Source organism: Pseudomonas rustica, from assembly GCF_049959085.1.
Classification (GTDB): Bacteria; Pseudomonadota; Gammaproteobacteria; order Pseudomonadales; family Pseudomonadaceae; genus Aquipseudomonas; species Aquipseudomonas rustica.
In genome coordinates, this window is sequence record NZ_CP188200.1 from 262,608 (window position 1) to 283,402 (window position 20,795).

Consider the following 20,795-nt stretch of genomic DNA (forward strand, 5'->3'; position numbering starts at 1 on the left):
CCCCGACAACCCCTGTAGGAGCTGCCGAAGGCTGCGATCTTTTGATCTTGCTTCTGCGATTTCAGTGCGTACGGGCGACCGCAAACTCACTCAATTCAACCAGTGCATCCCGATACTCGCTGGCCGGCAGCGCTTCGAGGCACTTGATCGCACGGGCCACGTAATCGCGGGCCAGTTGCGCGGTGTACTCCAGCGAACCGGAAGCTTCCACGGCAATGCGGATGCTTTCCAGGTCTTCGATCCCGCCTTTCTGAATCGCCTGACGCACCAGTGCAGCCTGTTCCGGCGTGCCTTCGCGCATGGTGTAGATCAGCGGCAGGGTCGGCTTGCCTTCGGCCAGATCGTCACCGACGTTCTTGCCCAGAGTCTCCGCGTCGCCCTTGTAGTCGAGCAGGTCGTCGACCAGTTGGAACGCCACACCGAGGTGATCGCCGAAAGTGCGCAGGGCTTCGCTCTGCTCAGCTGTGGCACCGGCCAGCGCCGCAGCACTGTGCGTCGAAGCCTCGAAAAGCATCGCGGTTTTGCCGCGGATGACTTCCATGTAGGTTTCTTCGGTGGTGCTGGCGTCGCGAACCTTGGACAGCTGCAACACTTCGCCTTCAGCGATGATGCGCGTGGCCTGGGACAGGATCTTCATCACCGGCATCGAACCCAGTTCGACCATCATTTCGAACGAGCGCGAGTACAGGAAGTCGCCGACCAGCACGCTCGGAGCGTTGCCCCACATGGCGTTGGCGGTCGAGCGGCCACGGCGCATGCCGGACATGTCGACAACGTCGTCATGCAGCAGGGTCGCGGTGTGCAGGAATTCGATGGTGGCGGCGAGCAGACGCATGTCGTCGCCTTCGCGACCCAATGCCTTGCCACACAGCAACACTAATAAAGGACGCAGGCGTTTACCGCCGGCCGACGTGATGTAATCGCCGATTTTCGATACCAGCGGTACTCGGGAAGTCAGCTGCTTCTTGATGATGCCGTCGACGGCGTTAAAATCGTCCGCCACCGCGCGGTAGAAAGCTTGGGGTTGCATCAGAGACAGTTGCTCCAGAAGGGTTGCGCGGCATGCTAGGACCCCCACCCGGACCTGTCAAGGCGCGATGGACGGCCTCTTGCAACACTTCAACAGCTTGCGTACAATCGCGCACCCTGAACTTCCTGGGCAGCACCTGCCTTACGCAATTGCAATCAGGCCTTCCAGCCTTATGCAGCCATGCCAGCCAATACCTCTTCTTATAAAGAGCTGGGTGAGCAGGATTATCGGAGAAATACCATGTCGTACGCAGTAATTGTTACTGGTGGCAAGCAATACAAAGTCGCCCCAGGTGAATACCTGAAGATCGAAAAACTGGAAATCGCTACCGGCGAATCCGTTACTTTTGATCGCGTTCTGTTGGTCGCCAATGGCGATGACGTGAACATCGGCGCTCCAGTTGTTGCTGGCGCTACCGTTGTGGCTGAAGTGATCTCCCAAGGTCGTCACGATAAAGTCCGCATCATCAAGTTCCGTCGTCGTAAGCACCACATGAAGCGTATGGGCCACCGCCAGTGGTACACCGAGATCAAAATCACCGGTATTCAGGCTTAATTTCAGCCTAATTCCTCACTAGGAGAATTGACTCATGGCACACAAAAAAGCTGGTGGTAGTACCCGTAACGGTCGCGACTCAGAAGCCAAACGCCTTGGCGTTAAGATGTATGGCGGCCAGAAAATCATTCCGGGCAACATCATCGTGCGTCAGCGCGGCACCCAATTCCACGCTGGCTACGGCGTTGGCATGGGTAAAGATCACACCCTCTTCGCGAAAATCGAAGGCGTGATCAAGTTTGAAGTAAAGGGCGCGTTCAACCGCCGTTACGTGAGCGTTGTCGCAGCTTAATTGCGCAATCGCTGGAAAAGCCCTGTCTCGCGACGGGGCTTTTTCGTTTGTGGGGTGAGTCTCTTGCAAAACTGTTTGTATGGGCTGTCGGCGTGCGATGCAGGTCGTGTTTTGGGGTCGCTGCGCTCATTTTTGCAAGAGTCTTATGTCTTGATTGTTTTTCGGCTCGTCCGTACGGCGAGAGGCGTTGGTTATGAAGTTTGTTGATGAAGTATCGATTCGCGTAAAGGCTGGTGACGGTGGCAACGGTGCCATGAGTTTCCGTCGGGAAAAATTCATCGAAAACGGTGGCCCGAACGGTGGTGATGGCGGTGACGGCGGTTCCATCTACATGATGGCTGACGAAAACCTCAACACCCTGGTCGACTACCGTTACACCCGGCACTTCGATGCCGAGCGCGGTTCCAACGGTGGCAGCACTGACTGCACCGGCAAGAAGGGCGAAGACCTGATCCTGCGTGTGCCGGTTGGCACCACAGTGATCGACTCCGCAACTCAGGAAGTCATCGGTGACCTGACCAAAGCTGGTCAGAAGTTGATGGTTGTGCAGGGCGGCTGGCACGGTCTGGGCAACACCCGTTTCAAATCCAGTACCAACCGTGCGCCGCGTCAAACCACGCCGGGTAAGCCGGGTGAGCAGCGCGACCTGAAACTGGAAATGAAAGTACTGGCTGACGTTGGCCTGCTGGGCTTGCCGAACGCCGGTAAAAGTACTTTTATCCGTTCGGTGTCGGCGGCCAAGCCGAAAGTTGCCGACTACCCGTTCACCACGCTGGTGCCAAACCTCGGTGTGGTCAGCGTCGATCGTTGGAAGAGCTTCGTTGTTGCGGACATTCCGGGTCTGATCGAAGGCGCTTCTGATGGTGCCGGTCTGGGTATTCGCTTCCTCAAGCACTTGGCGCGTACGCGTCTGCTGCTGCATCTCGTCGACATGGCGCCGCTGGATGACGCCAGCGCTCCGGACGCGGCAGAAGTGATCGTCAACGAGCTGGTCAAGTTCAGCCCGTCCCTGGCCGAGCGTGATCGCTGGCTGGTGCTGAACAAGTGCGACCAGATCCTTGAAGAAGAGCACGAAGAGCGCGTCAAGGAGATCGTTGATCGTCTGGAATGGACTGGCCCGGTTTACGTGATTTCGGCTATCGCCAAGATCGGTACCGAGCGTCTGTGCCACGACATCATGCGTTACATGGAAGATCGTGCCGATCGCCTTGCTGCCGATCCGGCATACAAGGAAGAGCTGGCCGACCTCGATCAGCGCATCGAAGACGAAGCCCGCGCCCAGTTGCAGGCGCTGGACGACAAGCGTGCCCTGCGCCGCAGCGGCGTGAAGTCGGTTCACGACATCGGCGACGATGATTGGGACGAAGAAGATGTAGATGACGAAGACGGTCCGGAAATCATTTACGTGCGTGACTGATCCGTTGCGATAAACTTGAACGCCGCTCAATCGAGCGGCGTTTTAGTATCTGGAAATCGATCGTTGGTAAGGCATAGCCACGAATAACGTCACGGGCGGCGCTGGGTCGCGCTGCCCTCAAGCTAAGGTTGAAGATGATGCGGAGCAAGGTGACAGGTGCGCAGCGTTGGGTCGTGAAGATCGGCAGCGCTTTGCTGACAGCAGATGGCAAAGGGCTGGATCGCGCGGCTATGAGTGTCTGGGTTGAGCAAATGGTGGCGCTGCATGAAGCGGGCGTCGAGCTGGTGCTGGTGTCCTCCGGGGCAGTGGCGGCCGGTATGAGCCGTTTGGGCTGGACCGCGCGACCCAGCGCGATGCACGAGCTCCAGGCGGCCGCCGCTATCGGTCAGATGGGTTTGGTGCAGGCGTGGGAATCAAGCTTCGCCGAGCATGGCCGGCACACGGCGCAAATTCTCCTGACTCACGACGACTTGTCCGACCGCAAGCGCTACCTCAATGCCCGTAGCACCTTGCGTGCGCTGGTCGAGCTGAAAGTCATTCCGGTGATCAATGAAAACGACACCGTGGTGACTGACGAAATCCGTTTTGGCGACAACGATACGCTGGCGGCGCTGGTGGCCAACCTGGTCGAAGCGGATCTGCTGGTGATCCTTACCGATCGCGACGGCATGTTCGACGCCGATCCGCGCAACAATCCGGATGCGCAGCTGATTTACGAAGCGCGCGCCGATGATCCGAGTCTCGACGCGGTTGCCGGTGGTACCGGCGGTGCGTTGGGGCGTGGCGGCATGCAGACCAAGCTGCGCGCGGCGCGTCTGGCTGCGCGTTCCGGTGCGCACACCATCATCGTTGGCGGGCGTCTCGAGCGCGTGCTTGATCGCCTGAAAGCGGGCGAGCGCATCGGCACCTTGCTGTCGCCTGAGCGCGGCATGCTCGCGGCGCGCAAGCAATGGCTGGCCGGCCATCTACAAACGCGCGGCACGCTGGTGCTGGACGATGGTGCGGTGTCGGCGTTGTCCAAAGGCAACAAAAGCCTGCTGCCAGTCGGCGTGAAACTGGTGCAGGGTAGCTTCCGTCGCGGTGAGATGGTGGTGTGCGTGGCGCCGGACGGTCGTGAGATCGCTCGTGGCCTGGCCAACTACAGCGCGCTGGAAGCACAAAAAATCATCGGTCAGTCGTCGGATGCGATTGTCGGTTTGCTCGGTTACATGGCGGAGCCAGAATTGGTTCACCGTGACAACCTGATCCTGGTGTAAGGAAAACTCGATGCGTTTAGCAAAAGGATTGTTGGGCCTGCTGATGGCGATGCCATTGCTGGCCTCGGCCGAGGAAATCGGTCAGGTGTCGACAGTGTTCAAATTCGTCGGCCCGAACGACCGGATCGTGGTCGAAGCGTTTGATGATCCGAAGGTCGAAGGCGTGACCTGCTACCTGTCGCGCGCCAAGACTGGCGGGGTGAAGGGTGGTTTGGGTCTGGCTGAAGATCGCGCAGAAGCGTCGATCGCCTGTCGTCAGGTCGGCCCGATCAAGTTCAATGGCGATCTGAAGGATGGCGATGAGGTGTTCAAGGAGCGCACATCGCTGGTGTTCAAGACCATGCAGGTGGTGCGTTTCCTCGACAAGAAACGCAATACGCTGGTGTACCTGGTCTACAGCGATCGCCTGATCGAAGGCAGTCCGCAGAATGCTGTTACAGCGATCCCGATCCTGCCATGGGTGCCCGTCCAGCAATAACCCCGCAAACCAACTGTAGGAGTGAGCCTGCTCGCGATAGCGGTGTAACAGTCAATAATTGCATCGACTGACACATCGCTATCGCGAGCAGGCTCACTCCTACATTTTTTTGCGCTGGATTTGTTAAATCACAGGCAATAAAAAACCGACCCTAAGGTCGGTTTTTTAATGACTACGTCGATTAAGCGGCTTCTTTCAGCGCTTTAACGTGGCCATTCAGACGGCTCTTATGACGAGCAGCCTTGTTCTTGTGGATGATGCCTTTATCGGCCATACGGTCGATAACTGGCACAGCCAGAACGTATGCAGCTTGAGCTTTTTCAGCGTCTTTTGCGTCAATGGCTTTAACTACATTCTTGATGTAGGTGCGAACCATGGAACGCAGGCTGGCGTTGTGGCTGCGACGCTTCTCAGCCTGTTTTGCACGTTTTTTGGCGGAAGGTGAGTTGGCCACCGTCGAGCTCCTCGAAAGACTTTTTAGGAAATAGCAAACAAAATAGGCCGCGAATCATGCCGATGAAGAGAAGTCTTGTCAAGGGCACTTGAATCGTTCCGCTAAGTGGTAGGTATAAAGAGGCGGGATATTTATTTCCGGCGCTTGACCTGTAAACTCGCGAGCTTTGGCTCTGTGCTGCTGCGGCGCGGAGTATCGCATAAGTAGGCGCTTAATTCGCCTGCTGTTTATCGACAGGCACAAATTCCCTCAATGAATCTGCTCAAATCGTTGGCCGCCGTCAGCTCTATCACGATGCTTTCCCGGATTCTGGGTTTTGTTCGTGACACGCTTATCGCCCGCACATTCGGCGCCGGGATGGCGACAGACGCCTTCTTTATCGCCTTCAAACTGCCCAATCTGCTGCGAAGAATTTTTGCCGAGGGCGCTTTCTCCCAGGCATTTGTGCCAATTCTGGCCGAATACAAAAGTCAGCAGGGCGAAGAGGCGACCCGTACCTTTATTGCCTACGTATCGGGTTTGCTGACGCTGGTACTGGCGATCGTCACCGCGCTGGGCATGATCGCGGCGCCTTGGGTGATCTGGGCCACGGCGCCCGGTTTCACCGATACCCCGGAAAAATTCCAGCTCACCTCTGATCTGTTGCGGGTGACGTTCCCTTATATATTGCTGATCTCGCTGTCATCGCTGGCCGGCGCGATCCTCAATACCTGGAACCGTTTCTCGGTGCCCGCATTTGTGCCGACCTTGCTTAACGTCAGCATGATCGTGTTCTCGCTGTTCCTCACACCGTACTTCGATCCACCGGTCATGGCCCTTGGCTGGGCGGTATTGGTCGGTGGTCTGGCGCAGCTGCTCTATCAACTGCCGCACCTGAAAAAGATCGGCATGCTGGTGCTGCCGCGTCTGAACCTGCGCGATACCGGCGTGTGGCGCGTGATGAAGCAGATGCTGCCGGCGATCCTCGGTGTCTCGGTCAGCCAGATTTCGCTGATCATCAACACTATCTTCGCCTCGTTTCTGGTCGCAGGTTCGGTGTCGTGGATGTATTACGCCGACCGTTTGATGGAGTTGCCATCCGGTGTGCTTGGCGTGGCGTTGGGCACGATTTTGCTGCCGACATTGGCGAAAACCTACGCCAGCAAGGATCGTCACGAGTATTCGCGGATCCTCGATTGGGGCCTGCGTCTGTGCTTTGTGCTGGTGCTGCCGTGCTCGCTGGCGTTGGGGATTCTCGCCGAGCCGCTGACCGTTTCGCTGTTCCAGTACGGCCAATTCAGCGGCTTCGACGCCGAGATGACTCAGCGTGCGCTGATTGCTTATTCTGTCGGCCTGCTCGGGATTATCGTGATCAAGGTGCTTGCGCCGGGCTTTTATGCGCAACAGAACATCCGAACCCCGGTAAAAATCGCAATTTTCACCCTGGTGGTTACCCAACTGTTCAACCTGGTATTGATCGGCCCACTGGCTCACGCCGGTCTGGCCTTGGCCATCAGTGCGGGTGCCTGCCTGAACGCCGGGCTGCTGTTCTATCAGCTGCGCAAGCAGCAGATGTATCAACCGCAGCCGGGCTGGGCCAAGTTCGGTTTCAAACTGGTGGTGGCGGTGGCGGTGATGTCCGTGGTGCTGTTGATCGGCATGCATTTCATGCCGCCATGGGATCAAGGGCACATGCTTGAGCGCTTCCTGCGTCTGGGCGCCTTGGTCGCGGCTGGCGTGGTGTCCTATTTCGGTATGTTGCTGCTGCTCGGTTTCCGCCTGCGCGACTTCAATCGCAAGGCCTTGAGCTAAGGTTTTTCTCTTTATGGATGGGCGCGGGCCGGCAGTTTTGTCGGCTCGTTCACTTTGCGTTACGGTGTTGCCTGTCGTCGGCCGTCGGGTGTGGTTATAATCGACCACTTTATGAGCAAGAAGCGCGTTATGCAGCTGGTTCGAGGCCTCCACAACTTGCGCGCCCAGCATCGGGGCTGCGTCGCCACTATTGGCAACTTTGACGGTGTTCACCGTGGTCACCAGGCTATCCTGGCCCGACTGCGTGAGCGTGCGCTCGAGTTGGGCGTACCCAGCTGCGTGGTGATTTTCGAGCCGCAGCCACGGGAATTCTTTGCCCCCGAGACCGCGCCGGCACGTCTGGCCCGGTTGCGCGACAAGCTGCAACTGCTGGCCGCCGAAGGCGTCGACCGGGTGTTGTGTCTGGCGTTCAATCAGCGCTTGAGCAAACTCAGCGCCAGTGAGTTCGTCGACACCATCCTCGTCGATGGCCTCGGCGTGCAGCATCTGGAAGTCGGTGACGATTTCCGCTTTGGCTGCGACCGCCTCGGTGATTTCGATTTCCTGATGCAGGCCGGGCAGGTTCATGGTTTTACCGTCGAAGCGGCGCAAACCGTCGAGCTGGACGGCATTCGCGTCAGCAGCACGCAAGTGCGCAACGCCTTGGCCGCCGCCGATTTTGCCTTGGCCGAACGTTTGCTAGGCCGCCCGTACCGGATCGCCGGTCGCGTGCTGCATGGCCAGAAACTGGCCCGGCAACTGGGCACGCCCACTGCCAACATTCAACTCAAGCGTCGTCGTGTGCCGTTCACCGGGGTCTATCTGGTGGATGTCGATATCGACGGCAAGACCTGGCCCGGCGTCGCCAATATCGGCGTGCGGCCCACGGTACAAGGTGATGGCAAGGCCCACCTTGAAGTCCATCTTTTAGATTTTGCCGGCGATCTGTATGACCGGCGTTTGACGGTGGTTTTCCACCAAAAGCTGCGTGAAGAGCAGCGCTTCGCCTCCCTGGAGGCATTGAAAACGGCGATCAATGCGGATGTCGCCACCGCCCGTGCACTAGCCGCACCTAGCGCCCATCGCTAATGAAGAGCCTTAAATGACCGACTATAAAGCCACGCTTAACCTTCCGGACACCGCCTTCCCAATGAAGGCCGGCCTGCCACAGCGCGAACCGCAGATTCTGCAGCGCTGGGACAGTATTGGCCTGTACGGAAAGTTGCGCGAGATTGGCAAGGATCGTCCGAAGTTCGTTCTGCATGACGGCCCTCCGTATGCCAACGGCACGATCCACATCGGTCACGCACTGAACAAGATTCTCAAGGACATGATCATCCGCTCGAAGACCCTGTCGGGTTTCGACGCGCCGTATGTTCCGGGTTGGGACTGCCACGGCCTGCCGATCGAGCACAAGGTTGAAGTGACCCACGGCAAAAATCTGGGCGCGGACAAGACCCGCGAACTGTGCCGTGCCTACGCCACCGAGCAGATCGAAGGACAGAAGTCCGAATTCATCCGTCTCGGCGTGCTGGGCGACTGGGCCAACCCGTACAAGACCATGGATTTCAAGAACGAGGCCGGTGAAATCCGTGCCCTCGCGGAAATCGTCAAGGGCGGTTTCGTGTTCAAGGGCCTCAAGCCTGTGAACTGGTGCTTTGACTGCGGTTCGGCCCTCGCTGAAGCGGAAGTCGAGTACGAGAACAAAAAGTCCTCGACCATCGACGTTGCGTTCCCGATTGCTGACGAAGCCAAACTGGCTGCCGCGTTCGGTCTGCCATCGTTGAGCAAACCTGCCTCGATCGTGATCTGGACCACCACCCCGTGGACCATCCCGGCCAACCAGGCACTGAACGTTCACCCGGAATTCAACTACGCACTGGTGGATGTCGGCGACAAGCTGCTGGTGCTGGCTGAAGAGCTGGTTGGAGCCTGCCTGGCGCGCTACGGCATCGAAGGTTCGGTCATCGCGACCACCACCGGTAAAGAGCTGGAGCTGATCAACTTCCGTCACCCGTTCTACGACCGTCTGTCGCCGGTGTACCTGGCTGACTACGTTGAACTGGGCGCTGGCACCGGCGTGGTTCACTCCGCTCCGGCTTACGGCGTAGACGACTTCGTGACCTGCAAGAAATACGGCATGGTCAACGACGACATCCTCAATCCAGTGCAAAGCAACGGCGTTTACGTGCCGTCGCTGGAATTCTTCGGCGGCCAGTTCATCTGGAAGGCCAACCCGGCCATCGTCGACAAGCTGACCGAAGTCGGTGCGCTGATGCACACAACCGTCATCGAACACAGCTACATGCACTGCTGGCGCCACAAGACCCCGCTGATCTACCGCGCCACCGCGCAGTGGTTCATCGGCATGGACAAAGAGCCAACCAGCGGCGACACCCTGCGTGTACGTTCGCTCAAAGCCATCGAAAACACCAAGTTCGTCCCGGCCTGGGGCCAGGCGCGTCTGCACTCGATGATCGCCAACCGTCCTGACTGGTGCATCTCGCGTCAACGTAACTGGGGCGTGCCGATCCCGTTCTTCCTGAACAAGGAAAGCGGCGAACTGCACCCACGTACCGTTGAACTGATGGAAGAAGTCGCCAAACGCGTTGAAGTCGAAGGCATCGAAGCCTGGTTCAAGATGGACGCTGCCGAGTTGCTCGGCGACGAAGCGCCGCTGTACGACAAGATCAGCGACACCCTCGACGTCTGGTTCGATTCGGGCACCACGCACTGGCACGTCCTGCGCGGTTCGCACCCGATGGGTCACGAGACCGGCCCGCGCGCCGATCTGTACCTGGAAGGTTCCGACCAACACCGTGGCTGGTTCCACTCGTCGCTGCTGACCGGTTGCGCCATCGATAACCACGCGCCGTACCGCGAACTGCTGACTCACGGTTTCACCGTCGACGAAGCTGGCCGCAAGATGTCCAAATCGCTGGGCAACGTGATCGCGCCACAAAAAGTCAACGACACCTTGGGCGCCGACATCATGCGTCTGTGGGTCGCGTCGACCGACTACTCGGGTGAGATGGCAGTTTCCGATCAGATCCTGCAACGCAGCGCGGACGCCTATCGTCGTATCCGTAACACCGCGCGCTTCCTGCTCTCGAACCTGAGCGGTTTCAACCCGGCCACCGACATCCTGCCGGCGGAAGAAATGCTCGCGCTGGATCGTTGGGCGGTCGACCGCACCTTGCTGCTGCAACGCGAGCTGCAAGAACACTACGGCGAATACCGTTTCTGGAACGTCTACTCGAAGATCCACAACTTCTGCGTGCAGGAGCTGGGCGGTTTCTACCTCGACATCATCAAGGACCGTCAGTACACCACTGGCGCCAACAGCAAGGCTCGCCGTTCGGCGCAAACCGCGCTGTTCCACATCTCCGAAGCGCTGGTGCGCTGGATCGCGCCGATCCTCGCCTTCACCGCCGACGAACTGTGGGAATACCTGCCGGGCGAGCGTAACGAATCGGTCATGCTCAACACCTGGTACGAAGGCCTGACCGAACTGCCAGCTGACGTTGAACTGGGCCGCGACTACTGGGAACGCGTAATGGCGGTGAAAGTAGCGGTCAACAAAGAAATGGAAATCCAGCGCGCGGCCAAAGCCGTCGGTGGCAACCTGCAAGCCGAAGTGACGCTGTACGCCGAAGACGCCCTGAGCGCCGATCTGGCCAAGCTGAGCAACGAACTGCGCTTTGTCCTGATCACTTCGACGGCCAGCGTTGCGCCTTTCGTCAGCGCACCTGAAGACGCGGTCGTGACTGAAGTCAGCGGTCTGAAGCTGAAGATCGTCAAATCGGCCTTCCCGAAGTGCGCCCGTTGCTGGCACTGCCGTGAAGACGTTGGCGTGAACCCGGAGCATCCGGAAATCTGCGGTCGTTGCGTCGACAACATCAGCGGCGCTGGCGAGGTTCGTCACTATGCCTAATGCCGTTGGCCGTTTCGGACGGTTGAGCTGGCTCTGGTTGAGTTTGCTGGTTCTGGTCATTGACCAGGCCAGCAAGTTTTACTTCGAAGGCAAGCTCGAAATGTTCCAGCAGATCGTGATCATTCCTGATTACTTCAGCTGGACGCTGGCGTACAACACCGGCGCTGCCTTCAGCTTCCTCGCGGACAGCTCCGGGTGGCAGCGCTGGCTGTTTGCCCTGATCGCCATTGTGGTCAGTGCCGTGCTGGTGGTCTGGCTCAAGCGCCTGGGCCGCAACGAAACCTGGCTGGCCGTCGCTTTGGCGCTGGTGCTGGGTGGCGCGCTGGGCAATCTGTACGACCGCATTGCCTTGGGCCATGTGATCGATTTCATTCTGGTGCACTGGCAGAACCGCTGGTACTTCCCGGCGTTCAACTTCGCCGACAGCGCGATTACCGTTGGCGCGATAATGCTGGCACTGGACATGTTCAAAACCAAGAAAACCGAAGAGGCCGTTCATGACTGAACAGGTATTGGCTGAGCAACGCATCGGCCAGAACACGGAAGTCACTTTGCACTTTGCATTGCGCCTGGAGAACGGCGACACCGTCGACAGCACGTTCGACAAAGCCCCGGCGACCTTCAAGGTCGGCGACGGCAACCTGCTGCCGGGTTTCGAAGCGGCGCTGTTCGGCTTCAAGGCCGGCGACAAGCGCACGCTGAGCGTCGAGCCGGAAAACGCTTTCGGCCAGCCGAACCCGCAGAACGTGCAGATCATCCCGCGCTCGCAGTTCGTCGACATGGAGCTGTCGCCGGGTTTGCTGGTGATCTTCAACGATGCGGCCAATACTGAGTTGCCGGGCGTGGTGAAAGAATTCGACGACACGCAAGTGACCATCGACTTCAACCACCCGCTGGCAGGCAAGACGCTGACCTTTGACGTCGAGATCATCAACGTCAAAGCGCTGTAAGTAACACCGCTAAAACCATTGCGGGAGCGGGCTTTTGTGGTGAGGGGATTTATCCCCGATGGGGGCAAAGCCCCCCAAAACCCTGACGGCGCGGTTCCAGTTGAGGCGCGTTGACTGGATTGGGGGCGCTTCGCACCCCATCGGGGATAAATCCCCTCGCCACAAAGCTTTGCTCCTACAAGGGCTGTATTGATCTAATTTCTTGCGCGCAAGACACGAGGCATAGCATGCAAATCAAACTCGCCAATCCCCGTGGCTTCTGCGCCGGTGTGGACCGGGCGATCGAAATCGTCAACCGCGCCCTGGAAGTCTTCGGGCCACCGATCTACGTGCGCCATGAAGTGGTGCACAACAAGTTCGTCGTTGAAGACCTGCGCAGTCGTGGCGCGATTTTCGTCGAAGAACTGGATCAGGTGCCGGACGACGTCATCGTCATTTTCAGTGCCCACGGTGTTTCCCAGGCCGTGCGTACCGAGGCCGCTGGCCGTGGTCTGAAAGTCTTCGACGCCACGTGCCCGCTGGTGACCAAGGTGCACATCGAAGTCGCGAAATACAGCCGCGATGGTCGTGAGTGCATCCTGATCGGCCACGCCGGTCACCCGGAAGTCGAAGGCACAATGGGCCAGTACGACGCCAGCAATGGCGGCGCGATCTACCTCGTTGAAGACGAAAAAGACGTCGCCGAATTGCAGGTTCACAACCCGGAAAAACTCGCTTTCGTCACCCAGACCACGCTGTCGATGGACGACACCAGTCGCGTCATTGATGCCTTGCGCACACGCTTCCCGGCCATCGGCGGCCCGCGCAAGGACGACATCTGTTACGCCACGCAAAACCGTCAGGACGCGGTCAAGCAACTGGCCGACGAATGCGATGTGGTGTTGGTGGTCGGCAGCCCGAACAGCTCCAACTCCAACCGCTTGCGCGAACTGGCCGAGCGCATGGCCACCCCGGCCTACCTGATCGACGGCGCCGAAGACCTGCAAAAGAGCTGGTTCGACGGTGTCGAGCGTATCGGCATCACCGCTGGCGCCTCCGCACCGGAAGTGCTGGTGCGTGGCGTGATTCAGCAACTGCAAGCCTGGGGCGCGACCGGCGCCGATGAGCTGGCCGGGCGCGAAGAGAACATCACGTTCTCGATGCCGAAAGAGTTGCGCGTTCGTTCGATCTGACGTTTTTGGCTTTCTGACACAACGCCTGTTCAGCGCTTTTGCTGCTCAGGCGCACGCGACCGGTCGCCGCCAGCACCACCTGGCGCTGGCTGACCGGCTCGTGAGTCGAGCAAATATGTAATGTCCCTGCCTGAAACGCCCGCCCGGGCATTAGCGGTTGTCCCAGACTGCTGAAGCGCACGTATCGACTCACTGATCGATTACCGACAATCGGCACCTTTGCGTCACTCGCACGTTCTGCCAACAAGGGATTGCTGCTGTCCGCAGATCCTTTGCCGCTGATATCCACAATGATCCGCCAGCCCTGACTCCAGTCACCGTTGATGCCATGAATCACCACGCTCTGATTGCGCGTGATGGCCAGGCTGCGTGCGTTGCGAATACCGTCGAGCAGCGACTGCGCGGCCAGATCCCGCTGGTTCGATTCGCGCAGCGTTGCGAACGCCGGATTGACCAACAGCAGAACAATTGCGCCGATCGCCAGTCCCATAAGCAGTTCTATCAGGCTGAAACCATGTTGCGTCATGAAAACTCCCTCCGTGGAGTGTGATGAGCGGCGCGATCCTTACGCAGCGCAGGGCAAATCAACCGACGCGGGTCGGTTGAATGTTCTAGCGTGTAGAAGCAGGTATAGCCGACGGCAACGGAGGGCATCGATGGATCTTCGTACAAAAGGTTTCACGCTGATCGAGTTGCTGGTGGCGATGGCGATCTTCGTGGTGCTCATCACACTTGCTGTGCCGGCGTTCACCAAGTCGATCCAGAGCAGCAAGGCCGATACCGAAATGGGCGATCTGCAACGGGCAATCAATTTTGCCCGGCTTGAAGCGATTGATCGTGGCGTGACCACTCGCTTGCGCCCGAGCGCCGGCGGCAGCGTCTGGACGGGTGAATTGGCGGTTTACGACAGTACTGGCACGCCGGCGAATGTATTGCGGGTTGTTCCAGCGATGAGCAGCGGCGCCACTCTGGCGCTACCCTCTGGAGTGACCGCGCTGGATTTCAACAATCTCGGCGGTTTGGCCGCACCGACTACGGCGGTGGTCATCAGTTACACGCTGGGCACGCAAAGCAGGACGCTGAACGTGTGTTTGAACGGACGAATTCAATTGGGTGGAATTTGCGGATGAGGGCAGGGAGTCAACACGCACAGGAGGGCATGACGCTGATCGAGGTGCTGGTCGCGTTGCTGATTCTGACCGTCGGGTTATTGGGCGCGGCGGCGGTGCAACTGAATGCGCTGAAGTACACCGACAGCTCGCGGATGACCAGTCAGGCCAGTTTTATCGCCTACGACATGATGGATCGCATTCGCGCCAACTCCGGCGCCGACTACACCGTGACGCCGCCGACCTCGGGCAATCTCAGCGTCGCTCGCGATCAGGATCTCTACGATTTCACCACCAACATCATTGCTTTCGGCGGGCCCACCGCTACCGGCAGCATCACGCTCAATCAGCGGGTGTACACCATCACCATCAACTGGAGTGACGCGCGGGCCGCCAACACCGCCAGCGCGCCGCGCAGTTTCGTCCTCAGCAGCCGTGCGGCGGTTGATCCGGTGGCCACGCCATGAGGCGCGATAATCGGGGTTTCGGACTGATCGAATTGCTCGTGGCTCTCGCGCTGGGTCTGATCATCGTGCTGGGTGTCGTGCAGATTTTCATCGCGGCGAAAAATACTTACGTCAGCCAGAACAGCGCCGCTGCGATGCAGGAAGACGCGCGTTTTGTGCTGAGCAAAATGATTCAGGAAATCCGCATGGTCGGCATGTTCGGTTGCCTCGGCACGATTACCGATTCGAGCACGGCCGGGGATTTCAATGCCGCGCAGATCGCTCCGATCGGCTGGGATAACGCCAACCTCAAACTGACGCTGGTCACCGCCGATATCGGCAGCGGTGGTGGCACGCCGACCTGGACGGTGCTCTCCGATTGCCGCAACAGCGCCACGGCGTATACCGGTTTACGAACGGCGGCGACCGGGCAAATCGCCTTTCCGATTCGCCGATTGATCTACAGCTTCAGCAACAACCAGATACTCATGGGCACCGGCAGCGGAACGCCGACCCAGCAGGTGCTGGTGAACAACGTCAGTGCTTTCACCGTCACCTTCGGCCTGGCGAGTTCTGCGACCGATGTGGCCGCTTCAACTTACAGCGTCAACCCCAGCGATCCGGCACGCATCCGCAGTGTGCGCCTGAGCCTGACCCTGCTCGACCCCAACAGCCGGGTCGCCCCACAAACCTTCAACGTGGTTGCCGCTTTGCGCAACCGCTTGCAGTGAGGGCCGGGGTGATGCGGATTTCTCTTCACAGCAGGAAGGCCCAGCGCGGCATGGCGTTGCTGGTCAGTCTGGTGTTTTTGTTGTTGCTGACGCTGATTGGTTTGTCGTCGATGCAGAGCGCCAACCTGCAGGAAAAAATGGCCGGCAGTGTGAGTTTGCGTAATCAGTCGTTCCAGACTGCGGAAGCGGCGTTGCGGGTGGGGGAGAGCGCGGTGCAGCTCGATACTTACACCTTGGCGGTGTGCAGCGGCACGACGCAATGTGCGCCGCCGGCGGAATCTTCGGTGGTCAGTGCGGCAGGGCTCAATTCCACCTCGGGGGTGACGTGGATCGCGACCGGTAATGGTTTCTATGGTGTGCAAAACATTGGCACCACACTCACGGCGGTGAACGTGCCGAGCAATACCTCGGCAACGTTGTATCGGGTTACTGCGGTCGGCATCGCCGGCACTTCGCGCAGCGTGGTGGAGAGTGTTTATGCGAAGTATTGAGCGCTATGGATCGCTGCTGCTCGGCCTGTTGCTGAGCTTTTATCTGACGGCACCGGCCTATGCGTTCACGCCGTCGGATTCGCCGTTGTTGAGCGCTGCAGCGGTTCCGCCAAACGTGATGCTGTTGATCGATGATTCGGGGAGCATGAACAGCATCATTTATGCGTCCGGTTTCAACCCCGCTGACAACCCCACACCCGCGCGACAATGCAACGCCTTGCTCGGCTTGTGTCTGAGTTCGACGGCGATCACCGGTGACACGATCTTTCTGTCGAGCCTGCCGACATCCGGCTGTTCCGGTGGCGCCTATGCGTTCTACAACAACAGCATCGCGCCGCTGTGCCTGAAACTGCCGGATCCCGTGGGCAGCGGCAACACGCGTTATTCGGGCGATTACATTTCTTACGTGGTCAGTCTGGCCATCAACAACGGCACCCGCGATTTCACCACCGGGGCGATTCCCAACGATTACCGGATCAACGTGGCGCGCAACGTGTCCACGGCACTGGTGACCAGCAACCGCACCTTGCGAATGGGTCTGTCGACCTTCAATCCCGCCACCAGCAACAACTCCGGCAATGGCGGATACATCGCGCGATCGATCAGCGATCTGGCACCGGTCTCCGGTAGCGTGACTCAGGCCCAGGCGGATACCAACTACAACGCGCTGATCTCATCGATCAACGCTTTGAGCGCCGTGGCCAACACGCCGTTGGCGGAAACCTATTACGAGATCACCCGCTATATGCGCGGCATGGCGCCGTACTACAACAGCACGCCAACGACCTACACCAGCCCGATTCAGTATCGCTGCCAGAAAAACTACGGCGTGGTGATCACCGATGGTTTGCCGACGTTTGACCGAACCTTTCCGACCAACGACCCGTTGGGCGGCACTCGTTTACCGAACTGGGATGGCGTCAATAATGACGGCAACAACCTCAATGGCGACAATGAGGGCGACACGCTGTATCTGGACGACATCGCCAAATTCGCCTTCGACATCGACATGCGTTCGACCGGCACCGACGCGGCGGGCAAGAGCTGGAACGCGGTGGATTTTCCCAAGCAAAACTTGAACACCTACACAGTCGGTTTCACAGCGGCCAACGACATGTTGTCGGATGCGGCCAGTTATGGGCAGGGCAAGTATTATCAGGCGACGGACAGCACGGGGCTGAATGCGGCGCTGTCGTCGGCGTTGAGTGATATCACTTCCAAGGCGGGTTCCGGCGGCAGCGGAGTCGCCAGCGGCACCACGCTGGCTAGCGGCACCAGCTATTTCCAGACCAGTTACGACCCCAAGGATTGGCGCGGCACCATCAAGTCTTTCGGCTTCACGTCTTCCGGGGCGGTGAATACGTCGACCACGCTTTGGACGACTGATACGACCATCGTGCCCGGAACGACAGCGCCGACTTACCAATCATGGAACACCGCAAGCAATGCCGCCGTAACACTGGCTTACGGCAACTTTTCCCCAGCGCAACAAAACACGCTCAGTCAGAGTCTGCCCACCGGAATCACCGGCAATGATCTGGTGGAGTGGAGCAAAGGCACCAACAAAACCGGGCTAAAGGTTCGCAACGTATTACTCGGCGACATCATCAATTCGCCATTGGTGCTGGCGGCCCCCACGGACAAGACCGCTGCTGACTTGTCCGGCGATAGCACTTATAGCGCTTATCTGACGACCAAAGCCGCGAACATGAACGCCAATCTGGTGGTGAATGCCGACGACGGTTTCGTCAACATCATCAACTCGGCCAATGGCACCCGGCGCTACGCCTACATGCCGTCCAGTGTGTTGCCGTCGCTACGGCTGATTGCTGATCCGACCTACATCAATGGCGTCAGCCACAAGTTTCTCGTCGACGGGCAAGTCGGAGTGTTCGACGCGCAGTCCGGCACGGCCTGGAAAACTCTGGCCATTGGTGGCACCGGTGCCGGAGGAAAAACGTTTTACGGGCTGCAACTATTTGATGCTACTGCGGGGAATGTGATCAAGGCGTTATGGGAGGTCAGTGCGCCGACCACCGCCAACAGCGCCAACGCTTTTAATGATCTGGGTTACGCCTACGCCCGCCCGGAAGTGGCACGCTTGGCCGACGGTCGCTGGGCGGCGTTTATTTCCAACGGTTACGGCAGCAATTCTGGTGTGGCCGCGCTGTATGTGCTGGATGTACGCGACGGCTCGCTGATCAAGAAGATCGTCATCGACAGCACGGAAACCACCAACGGTTTGTCCTCGGTGAAGCTCAAGGTCAACTCTTCCAATGTCGTGCAGGCCGCGTACGGCGGTGACTTGAAAGGGCGCCTGTGGAAATTCGACCTGAGTGCGACGTCGACCGACAGTTGGGGCGTGGCGTTTTCCGGCAAACCGTTGTTCACCACGGCGGGCGGCGCGACTCAGCCGATCACCGCGCAACCGTTACTGGCGGACAACTCAGTCGGCGGCAAACAGATTTTCTTCGGCACCGGAAAATTCAACGAAACGGCCGACAAGACCAACAAGGATTTACAGGCGTTCTATTCGGTGTGGGATGCCGATGGCGGTTCCGGACAATTGACTGTCAGCAGTTTGCAGGCGCAGGCAGTCACGGGCGTGTTCTCGGGCAGTACCGGGCAATTCGTGACCACCTCGCAGAATGACACGACGTACCCGGCGGAGAAGGGCTGGTATCTGCCCTTGGTGTATAACAGCGCGCTGACCGGCGAGCGGGTGATCAATCAGGCCAGTCTAGTGCTGGGGCGAATCATTTTTACCACCGCCAGCGTCGATACCACCGATCCCTGCTCCAGTTTCGGCACCGGCAAACTGGTCGAACTCGATGCGTTCAGCGGTAAGATGCTCAACTATGCGGTGCTCGATACCAACGCCGATGGCGTGGTCGACAGCAACGACACAATTTCCAGTGGCGTGGTGTTCACCGGCGGTATTCCGACCCTGAACGCCATCGTCAACGGCGCAACCCGCAAGATCGTGAACGACTCCAGTGGCGGCATTACCACACTGGTGGAAAAACCCGGCGGCGGCAGCCGTCGTATCATGTGGCGACAAATACAGTAAGTGAGAGTTTGAGGCATGCGCAGATTCAACCGCGGATTCACCCTGATCGAAATCATGATCGTGATTGCGATTATCGGGATCGTCATCACCATCGCCGCACCGAGCTACACCGAGTACCTGAAAAAGGGCCGCCGCGCCGAAGTGGTGTCGTTACTCTCGGAGCAGGCGCAGTCCCTCGAACGCTTCTACACCAAGAACAATGTCTACACCGGCATCACCGGGCTCAGCACGGGCAATGATTTCTACACCATCACCCCGACCATCGCTGATCAGACTTTCCTGCTGACCGCGACGCGTAAAACCGGTACGACCATGGCCACCGACAAATGCGGGGATTTCACCCTGACCAACACCGGTGTCAGAAGCATGAACAACGCGACCACCGGGCTGACCACCAAGGATTGCTGGGGCCGCTGAGGCGCTTTCTTTCGGGTGCCTTTTGCGCCCACTGTCTTTTTACGGTTGGATCAAACATGACCAGGCAACAACAAGTGGTGATAGTCGGTGGCGGGGTGATTGGCCTGCTGACCGCCTACAACCTCGCCTCCGAAGTGCGCAGCGTGGTGCTGCTCGATCGTTCGAACCTCGGCCAGGAATCGTCCTGGGCGGGCGGCGGTATCGTTTCGCCGTTGTACCCGTGGCGCTACAGCCCGGCAGTCACCGCGCTGGCGCACTGGTCGCAGGATTTTTATCCACAGCTTGGCGAGCGTCTGTTTGCTGATACCGGGGTTGATCCTGAAGTCCACACCACCGGCCTGTACTGGCTGGATCTGGACGATGAAGCCGAAGCGCTCGCTTGGGCTCAACGCGAGAACCGTCCGCTGCGGGCTGTGGATATCTCGGCGGCGCACGACGCGGTACCGGTGCTCGGCGGTGGGTTCGCGCGGGCGATCTACATGGCCGACGTTGCCAACGTACGTAATCCGCGCCTGGTGAAGTCGTTGAAAGCGGCGCTGCAAGCGATGCCGAACGTGACGATTCATGAGCAGTGCGAGGTCAACGGGTTTGTTCGTGAAGGTGGGCAGGTCATCGGCGTCGAAACCTCCGGCGGCGTGATCAAGGGCGATCAGGTCGTGCTGACGGCGGGTGCATGGAGCGGTGATCTGCTCAAGACGCTGGATCTGACACTGCCGGTCGAACCGGTGAAAGGGCAGATGATTCTCTACAAGTGCGCGGCGGATTTCTTGCCGAGCATGGTGCTGGCCAAGGGGCGGTACGCGATTCCGCGTCGTGATGGGCATATTCTGATTGGCAGCACGCTGGAGCATGAAGGCTACGACAAGTCGCCGACCGATGTGGCGCTGGAGAGCCTCAAGGCTTCAGCGGTCGAGCTGATTCCGGCGTTGGCAGATGCCGAAGTGGTCGGGCATTGGGCGGGACTGCGCCCGGGTTCGCCGGAAGGGATTCCGTACATTGGCCGGGTGCCGGGGTATGAAGGCTTGTGGCTGAACTGCGGGCATTACCGTAACGGATTGGTGCTGGCGCCGGCGTCGTGTCAGTTGTTTGCGGATGTGATGTTGGGTCGTGCGCCGATTATTGATCCGGCGCCTTATGCGCCTGCGGGCCGCATTTAAAGCAAGATCAAAAGATCGCAGCCTTCGGCAGCTCCTACCTTGGAATGGGTTTCCTGTAGGAGCTGC

The 20,795-nt window shown here is 59.0% G+C and carries 21 protein-coding genes; 18 read left to right on the forward strand and 3 right to left on the reverse strand.

Annotated features, from left to right (window positions below):
* Positions 1 to 61: 61 nt before the first annotated feature.
* Positions 62 to 1,030 carry a polyprenyl synthetase family protein gene (locus ACP3TY_RS01275; RefSeq protein WP_053123982.1) on the reverse strand — a complete coding sequence of 323 codons (969 nt, stop codon included), beginning with the start codon at positions 1,028 to 1,030 and terminating at the stop codon, positions 62 to 64.
* A 240-nt stretch (positions 1,031 to 1,270) separates the two neighbouring features.
* Between ACP3TY_RS01275 and rplU the strand changes: the two genes are divergently transcribed.
* The 5 genes from rplU (at position 1,271) to ACP3TY_RS01300 (ending at position 5,028) form a co-directional block, all read left to right on the forward strand.
* On the forward strand, positions 1,271 to 1,585 hold the full coding sequence (rplU, locus tag ACP3TY_RS01280) for a 50S ribosomal protein L21 (RefSeq protein ID WP_003176051.1): 315 nt from the start codon (positions 1,271 to 1,273) through the stop codon (positions 1,583 to 1,585).
* Between the two features lie 34 nt (positions 1,586 to 1,619).
* On the forward strand, positions 1,620 to 1,877 hold the full coding sequence (gene rpmA, locus ACP3TY_RS01285; protein ID WP_003176049.1) for a 50S ribosomal protein L27: 258 nt from the start codon (positions 1,620 to 1,622) through the stop codon (positions 1,875 to 1,877).
* Positions 1,878 to 2,070: 193 nt separating this feature from the next.
* Positions 2,071 to 3,294: an Obg family GTPase CgtA gene (gene cgtA / locus ACP3TY_RS01290; protein WP_426619104.1), complete on the forward strand. Its 1,224-nt coding sequence runs from the start codon at positions 2,071 to 2,073 to the stop codon at positions 3,292 to 3,294.
* 137 nt (positions 3,295 to 3,431) lie between these two features.
* Positions 3,432 to 4,550 (forward strand): glutamate 5-kinase, encoded by a 1,119-nt coding sequence (gene proB / locus ACP3TY_RS01295; RefSeq protein WP_053123978.1) that lies wholly within the window; start codon positions 3,432 to 3,434, stop codon positions 4,548 to 4,550.
* Positions 4,551 to 4,560: 10 nt separating this feature from the next.
* Positions 4,561 to 5,028: a CreA family protein gene (locus tag ACP3TY_RS01300; protein WP_053123976.1), complete on the forward strand. Its 468-nt coding sequence runs from the start codon at positions 4,561 to 4,563 to the stop codon at positions 5,026 to 5,028.
* Positions 5,029 to 5,209: 181 nt separating this feature from the next.
* Here ACP3TY_RS01300 and rpsT read toward each other — a convergent pair whose 3' ends face one another.
* Positions 5,210 to 5,482, reverse strand: a complete 273-nt coding sequence (gene rpsT, locus ACP3TY_RS01305; RefSeq protein ID WP_003228351.1) for a 30S ribosomal protein S20 — start codon at positions 5,480 to 5,482, stop codon at positions 5,210 to 5,212.
* A gap of 252 nt (positions 5,483 to 5,734) precedes the next feature.
* On the opposite strand from rpsT, the gene murJ reads away from it, so the two are divergent.
* The 6 genes from murJ (at position 5,735) to ispH (ending at position 13,308) form a co-directional block, all read left to right on the forward strand.
* Positions 5,735 to 7,273: a murein biosynthesis integral membrane protein MurJ gene (gene murJ / locus ACP3TY_RS01310; protein ID WP_053123974.1), complete on the forward strand. Its 1,539-nt coding sequence runs from the start codon at positions 5,735 to 5,737 to the stop codon at positions 7,271 to 7,273.
* A gap of 129 nt (positions 7,274 to 7,402) precedes the next feature.
* Positions 7,403 to 8,341 (forward strand): bifunctional riboflavin kinase/FAD synthetase, encoded by a 939-nt coding sequence (ribF, locus tag ACP3TY_RS01315; RefSeq protein ID WP_426619105.1) that lies wholly within the window; start codon positions 7,403 to 7,405, stop codon positions 8,339 to 8,341.
* A 13-nt stretch (positions 8,342 to 8,354) separates the two neighbouring features.
* A complete protein-coding gene (gene ileS, locus ACP3TY_RS01320) occupies positions 8,355 to 11,186 on the forward strand; it encodes an isoleucine--tRNA ligase (protein ID WP_426619106.1) in 2,832 nt (943 codons plus the stop codon).
* The gene (lspA, locus tag ACP3TY_RS01325; protein WP_122592781.1) at positions 11,179 to 11,691 is read left to right on the forward strand and encodes a signal peptidase II; all 513 of its coding nucleotides are present in this window, start codon (positions 11,179 to 11,181) and stop codon (positions 11,689 to 11,691) included. The genes ileS and lspA overlap by 8 nt, the downstream gene beginning before the upstream one ends.
* Before the next feature lie 7 nt (positions 11,692 to 11,698).
* Positions 11,699 to 12,136: an FKBP-type peptidyl-prolyl cis-trans isomerase gene (gene fkpB, locus ACP3TY_RS01330; protein ID WP_172680162.1), complete on the forward strand. Its 438-nt coding sequence runs from the start codon at positions 11,699 to 11,701 to the stop codon at positions 12,134 to 12,136.
* A 227-nt stretch (positions 12,137 to 12,363) separates the two neighbouring features.
* On the forward strand, positions 12,364 to 13,308 hold the full coding sequence (ispH, locus tag ACP3TY_RS01335) for a 4-hydroxy-3-methylbut-2-enyl diphosphate reductase (protein ID WP_038361699.1): 945 nt from the start codon (positions 12,364 to 12,366) through the stop codon (positions 13,306 to 13,308).
* Here the strand turns inward: ispH and ACP3TY_RS01340 are convergent.
* Entirely contained in the window at positions 13,265 to 13,834 is a 570-nt protein-coding gene (locus ACP3TY_RS01340; RefSeq protein ID WP_212545802.1) for a GspH/FimT family pseudopilin, read from the reverse strand. The genes ispH and ACP3TY_RS01340 overlap by 44 nt on opposite strands.
* 130 nt (positions 13,835 to 13,964) lie before the next feature.
* On the opposite strand from ACP3TY_RS01340, the gene ACP3TY_RS01345 reads away from it, so the two are divergent.
* Genes ACP3TY_RS01345 through thiO form a run of 7 tightly spaced genes read left to right on the forward strand, consistent with a single transcriptional unit; the run spans position 13,965 to position 20,729 of the window.
* On the forward strand, positions 13,965 to 14,438 hold the full coding sequence (locus ACP3TY_RS01345; RefSeq protein ID WP_400755277.1) for a GspH/FimT family pseudopilin: 474 nt from the start codon (positions 13,965 to 13,967) through the stop codon (positions 14,436 to 14,438).
* Complete coding sequence (gene pilV / locus ACP3TY_RS01350) at positions 14,435 to 14,884, forward strand: type IV pilus modification protein PilV (protein WP_053123960.1); 450 nt, start codon at positions 14,435 to 14,437, stop codon at positions 14,882 to 14,884. The genes ACP3TY_RS01345 and pilV overlap by 4 nt, the downstream gene beginning before the upstream one ends.
* The gene (locus tag ACP3TY_RS01355; RefSeq protein WP_426619107.1) at positions 14,881 to 15,594 is read left to right on the forward strand and encodes a PilW family protein; all 714 of its coding nucleotides are present in this window, start codon (positions 14,881 to 14,883) and stop codon (positions 15,592 to 15,594) included. Before pilV ends, ACP3TY_RS01355 begins: the two co-directional genes overlap by 4 nt.
* Positions 15,595 to 15,605: 11 nt before the next feature.
* Complete coding sequence (locus tag ACP3TY_RS01360) at positions 15,606 to 16,085, forward strand: pilus assembly PilX family protein (protein ID WP_212550804.1); 480 nt, start codon at positions 15,606 to 15,608, stop codon at positions 16,083 to 16,085.
* Positions 16,072 to 19,155 carry a pilus assembly protein gene (locus ACP3TY_RS01365; protein ID WP_426619108.1) on the forward strand — a complete coding sequence of 1,028 codons (3,084 nt, stop codon included), beginning with the start codon at positions 16,072 to 16,074 and terminating at the stop codon, positions 19,153 to 19,155. The genes ACP3TY_RS01360 and ACP3TY_RS01365 overlap by 14 nt, the downstream gene beginning before the upstream one ends.
* A 15-nt stretch (positions 19,156 to 19,170) precedes the next feature.
* Complete coding sequence (locus ACP3TY_RS01370) at positions 19,171 to 19,572, forward strand: type IV pilin protein (RefSeq protein ID WP_282356867.1); 402 nt, start codon at positions 19,171 to 19,173, stop codon at positions 19,570 to 19,572.
* A 56-nt stretch (positions 19,573 to 19,628) separates the two neighbouring features.
* Positions 19,629 to 20,729, forward strand: a complete 1,101-nt coding sequence (gene thiO / locus ACP3TY_RS01375) for a glycine oxidase ThiO (protein ID WP_426619109.1) — start codon at positions 19,629 to 19,631, stop codon at positions 20,727 to 20,729.
* Positions 20,730 to 20,795 lie beyond the last annotated feature (66 nt).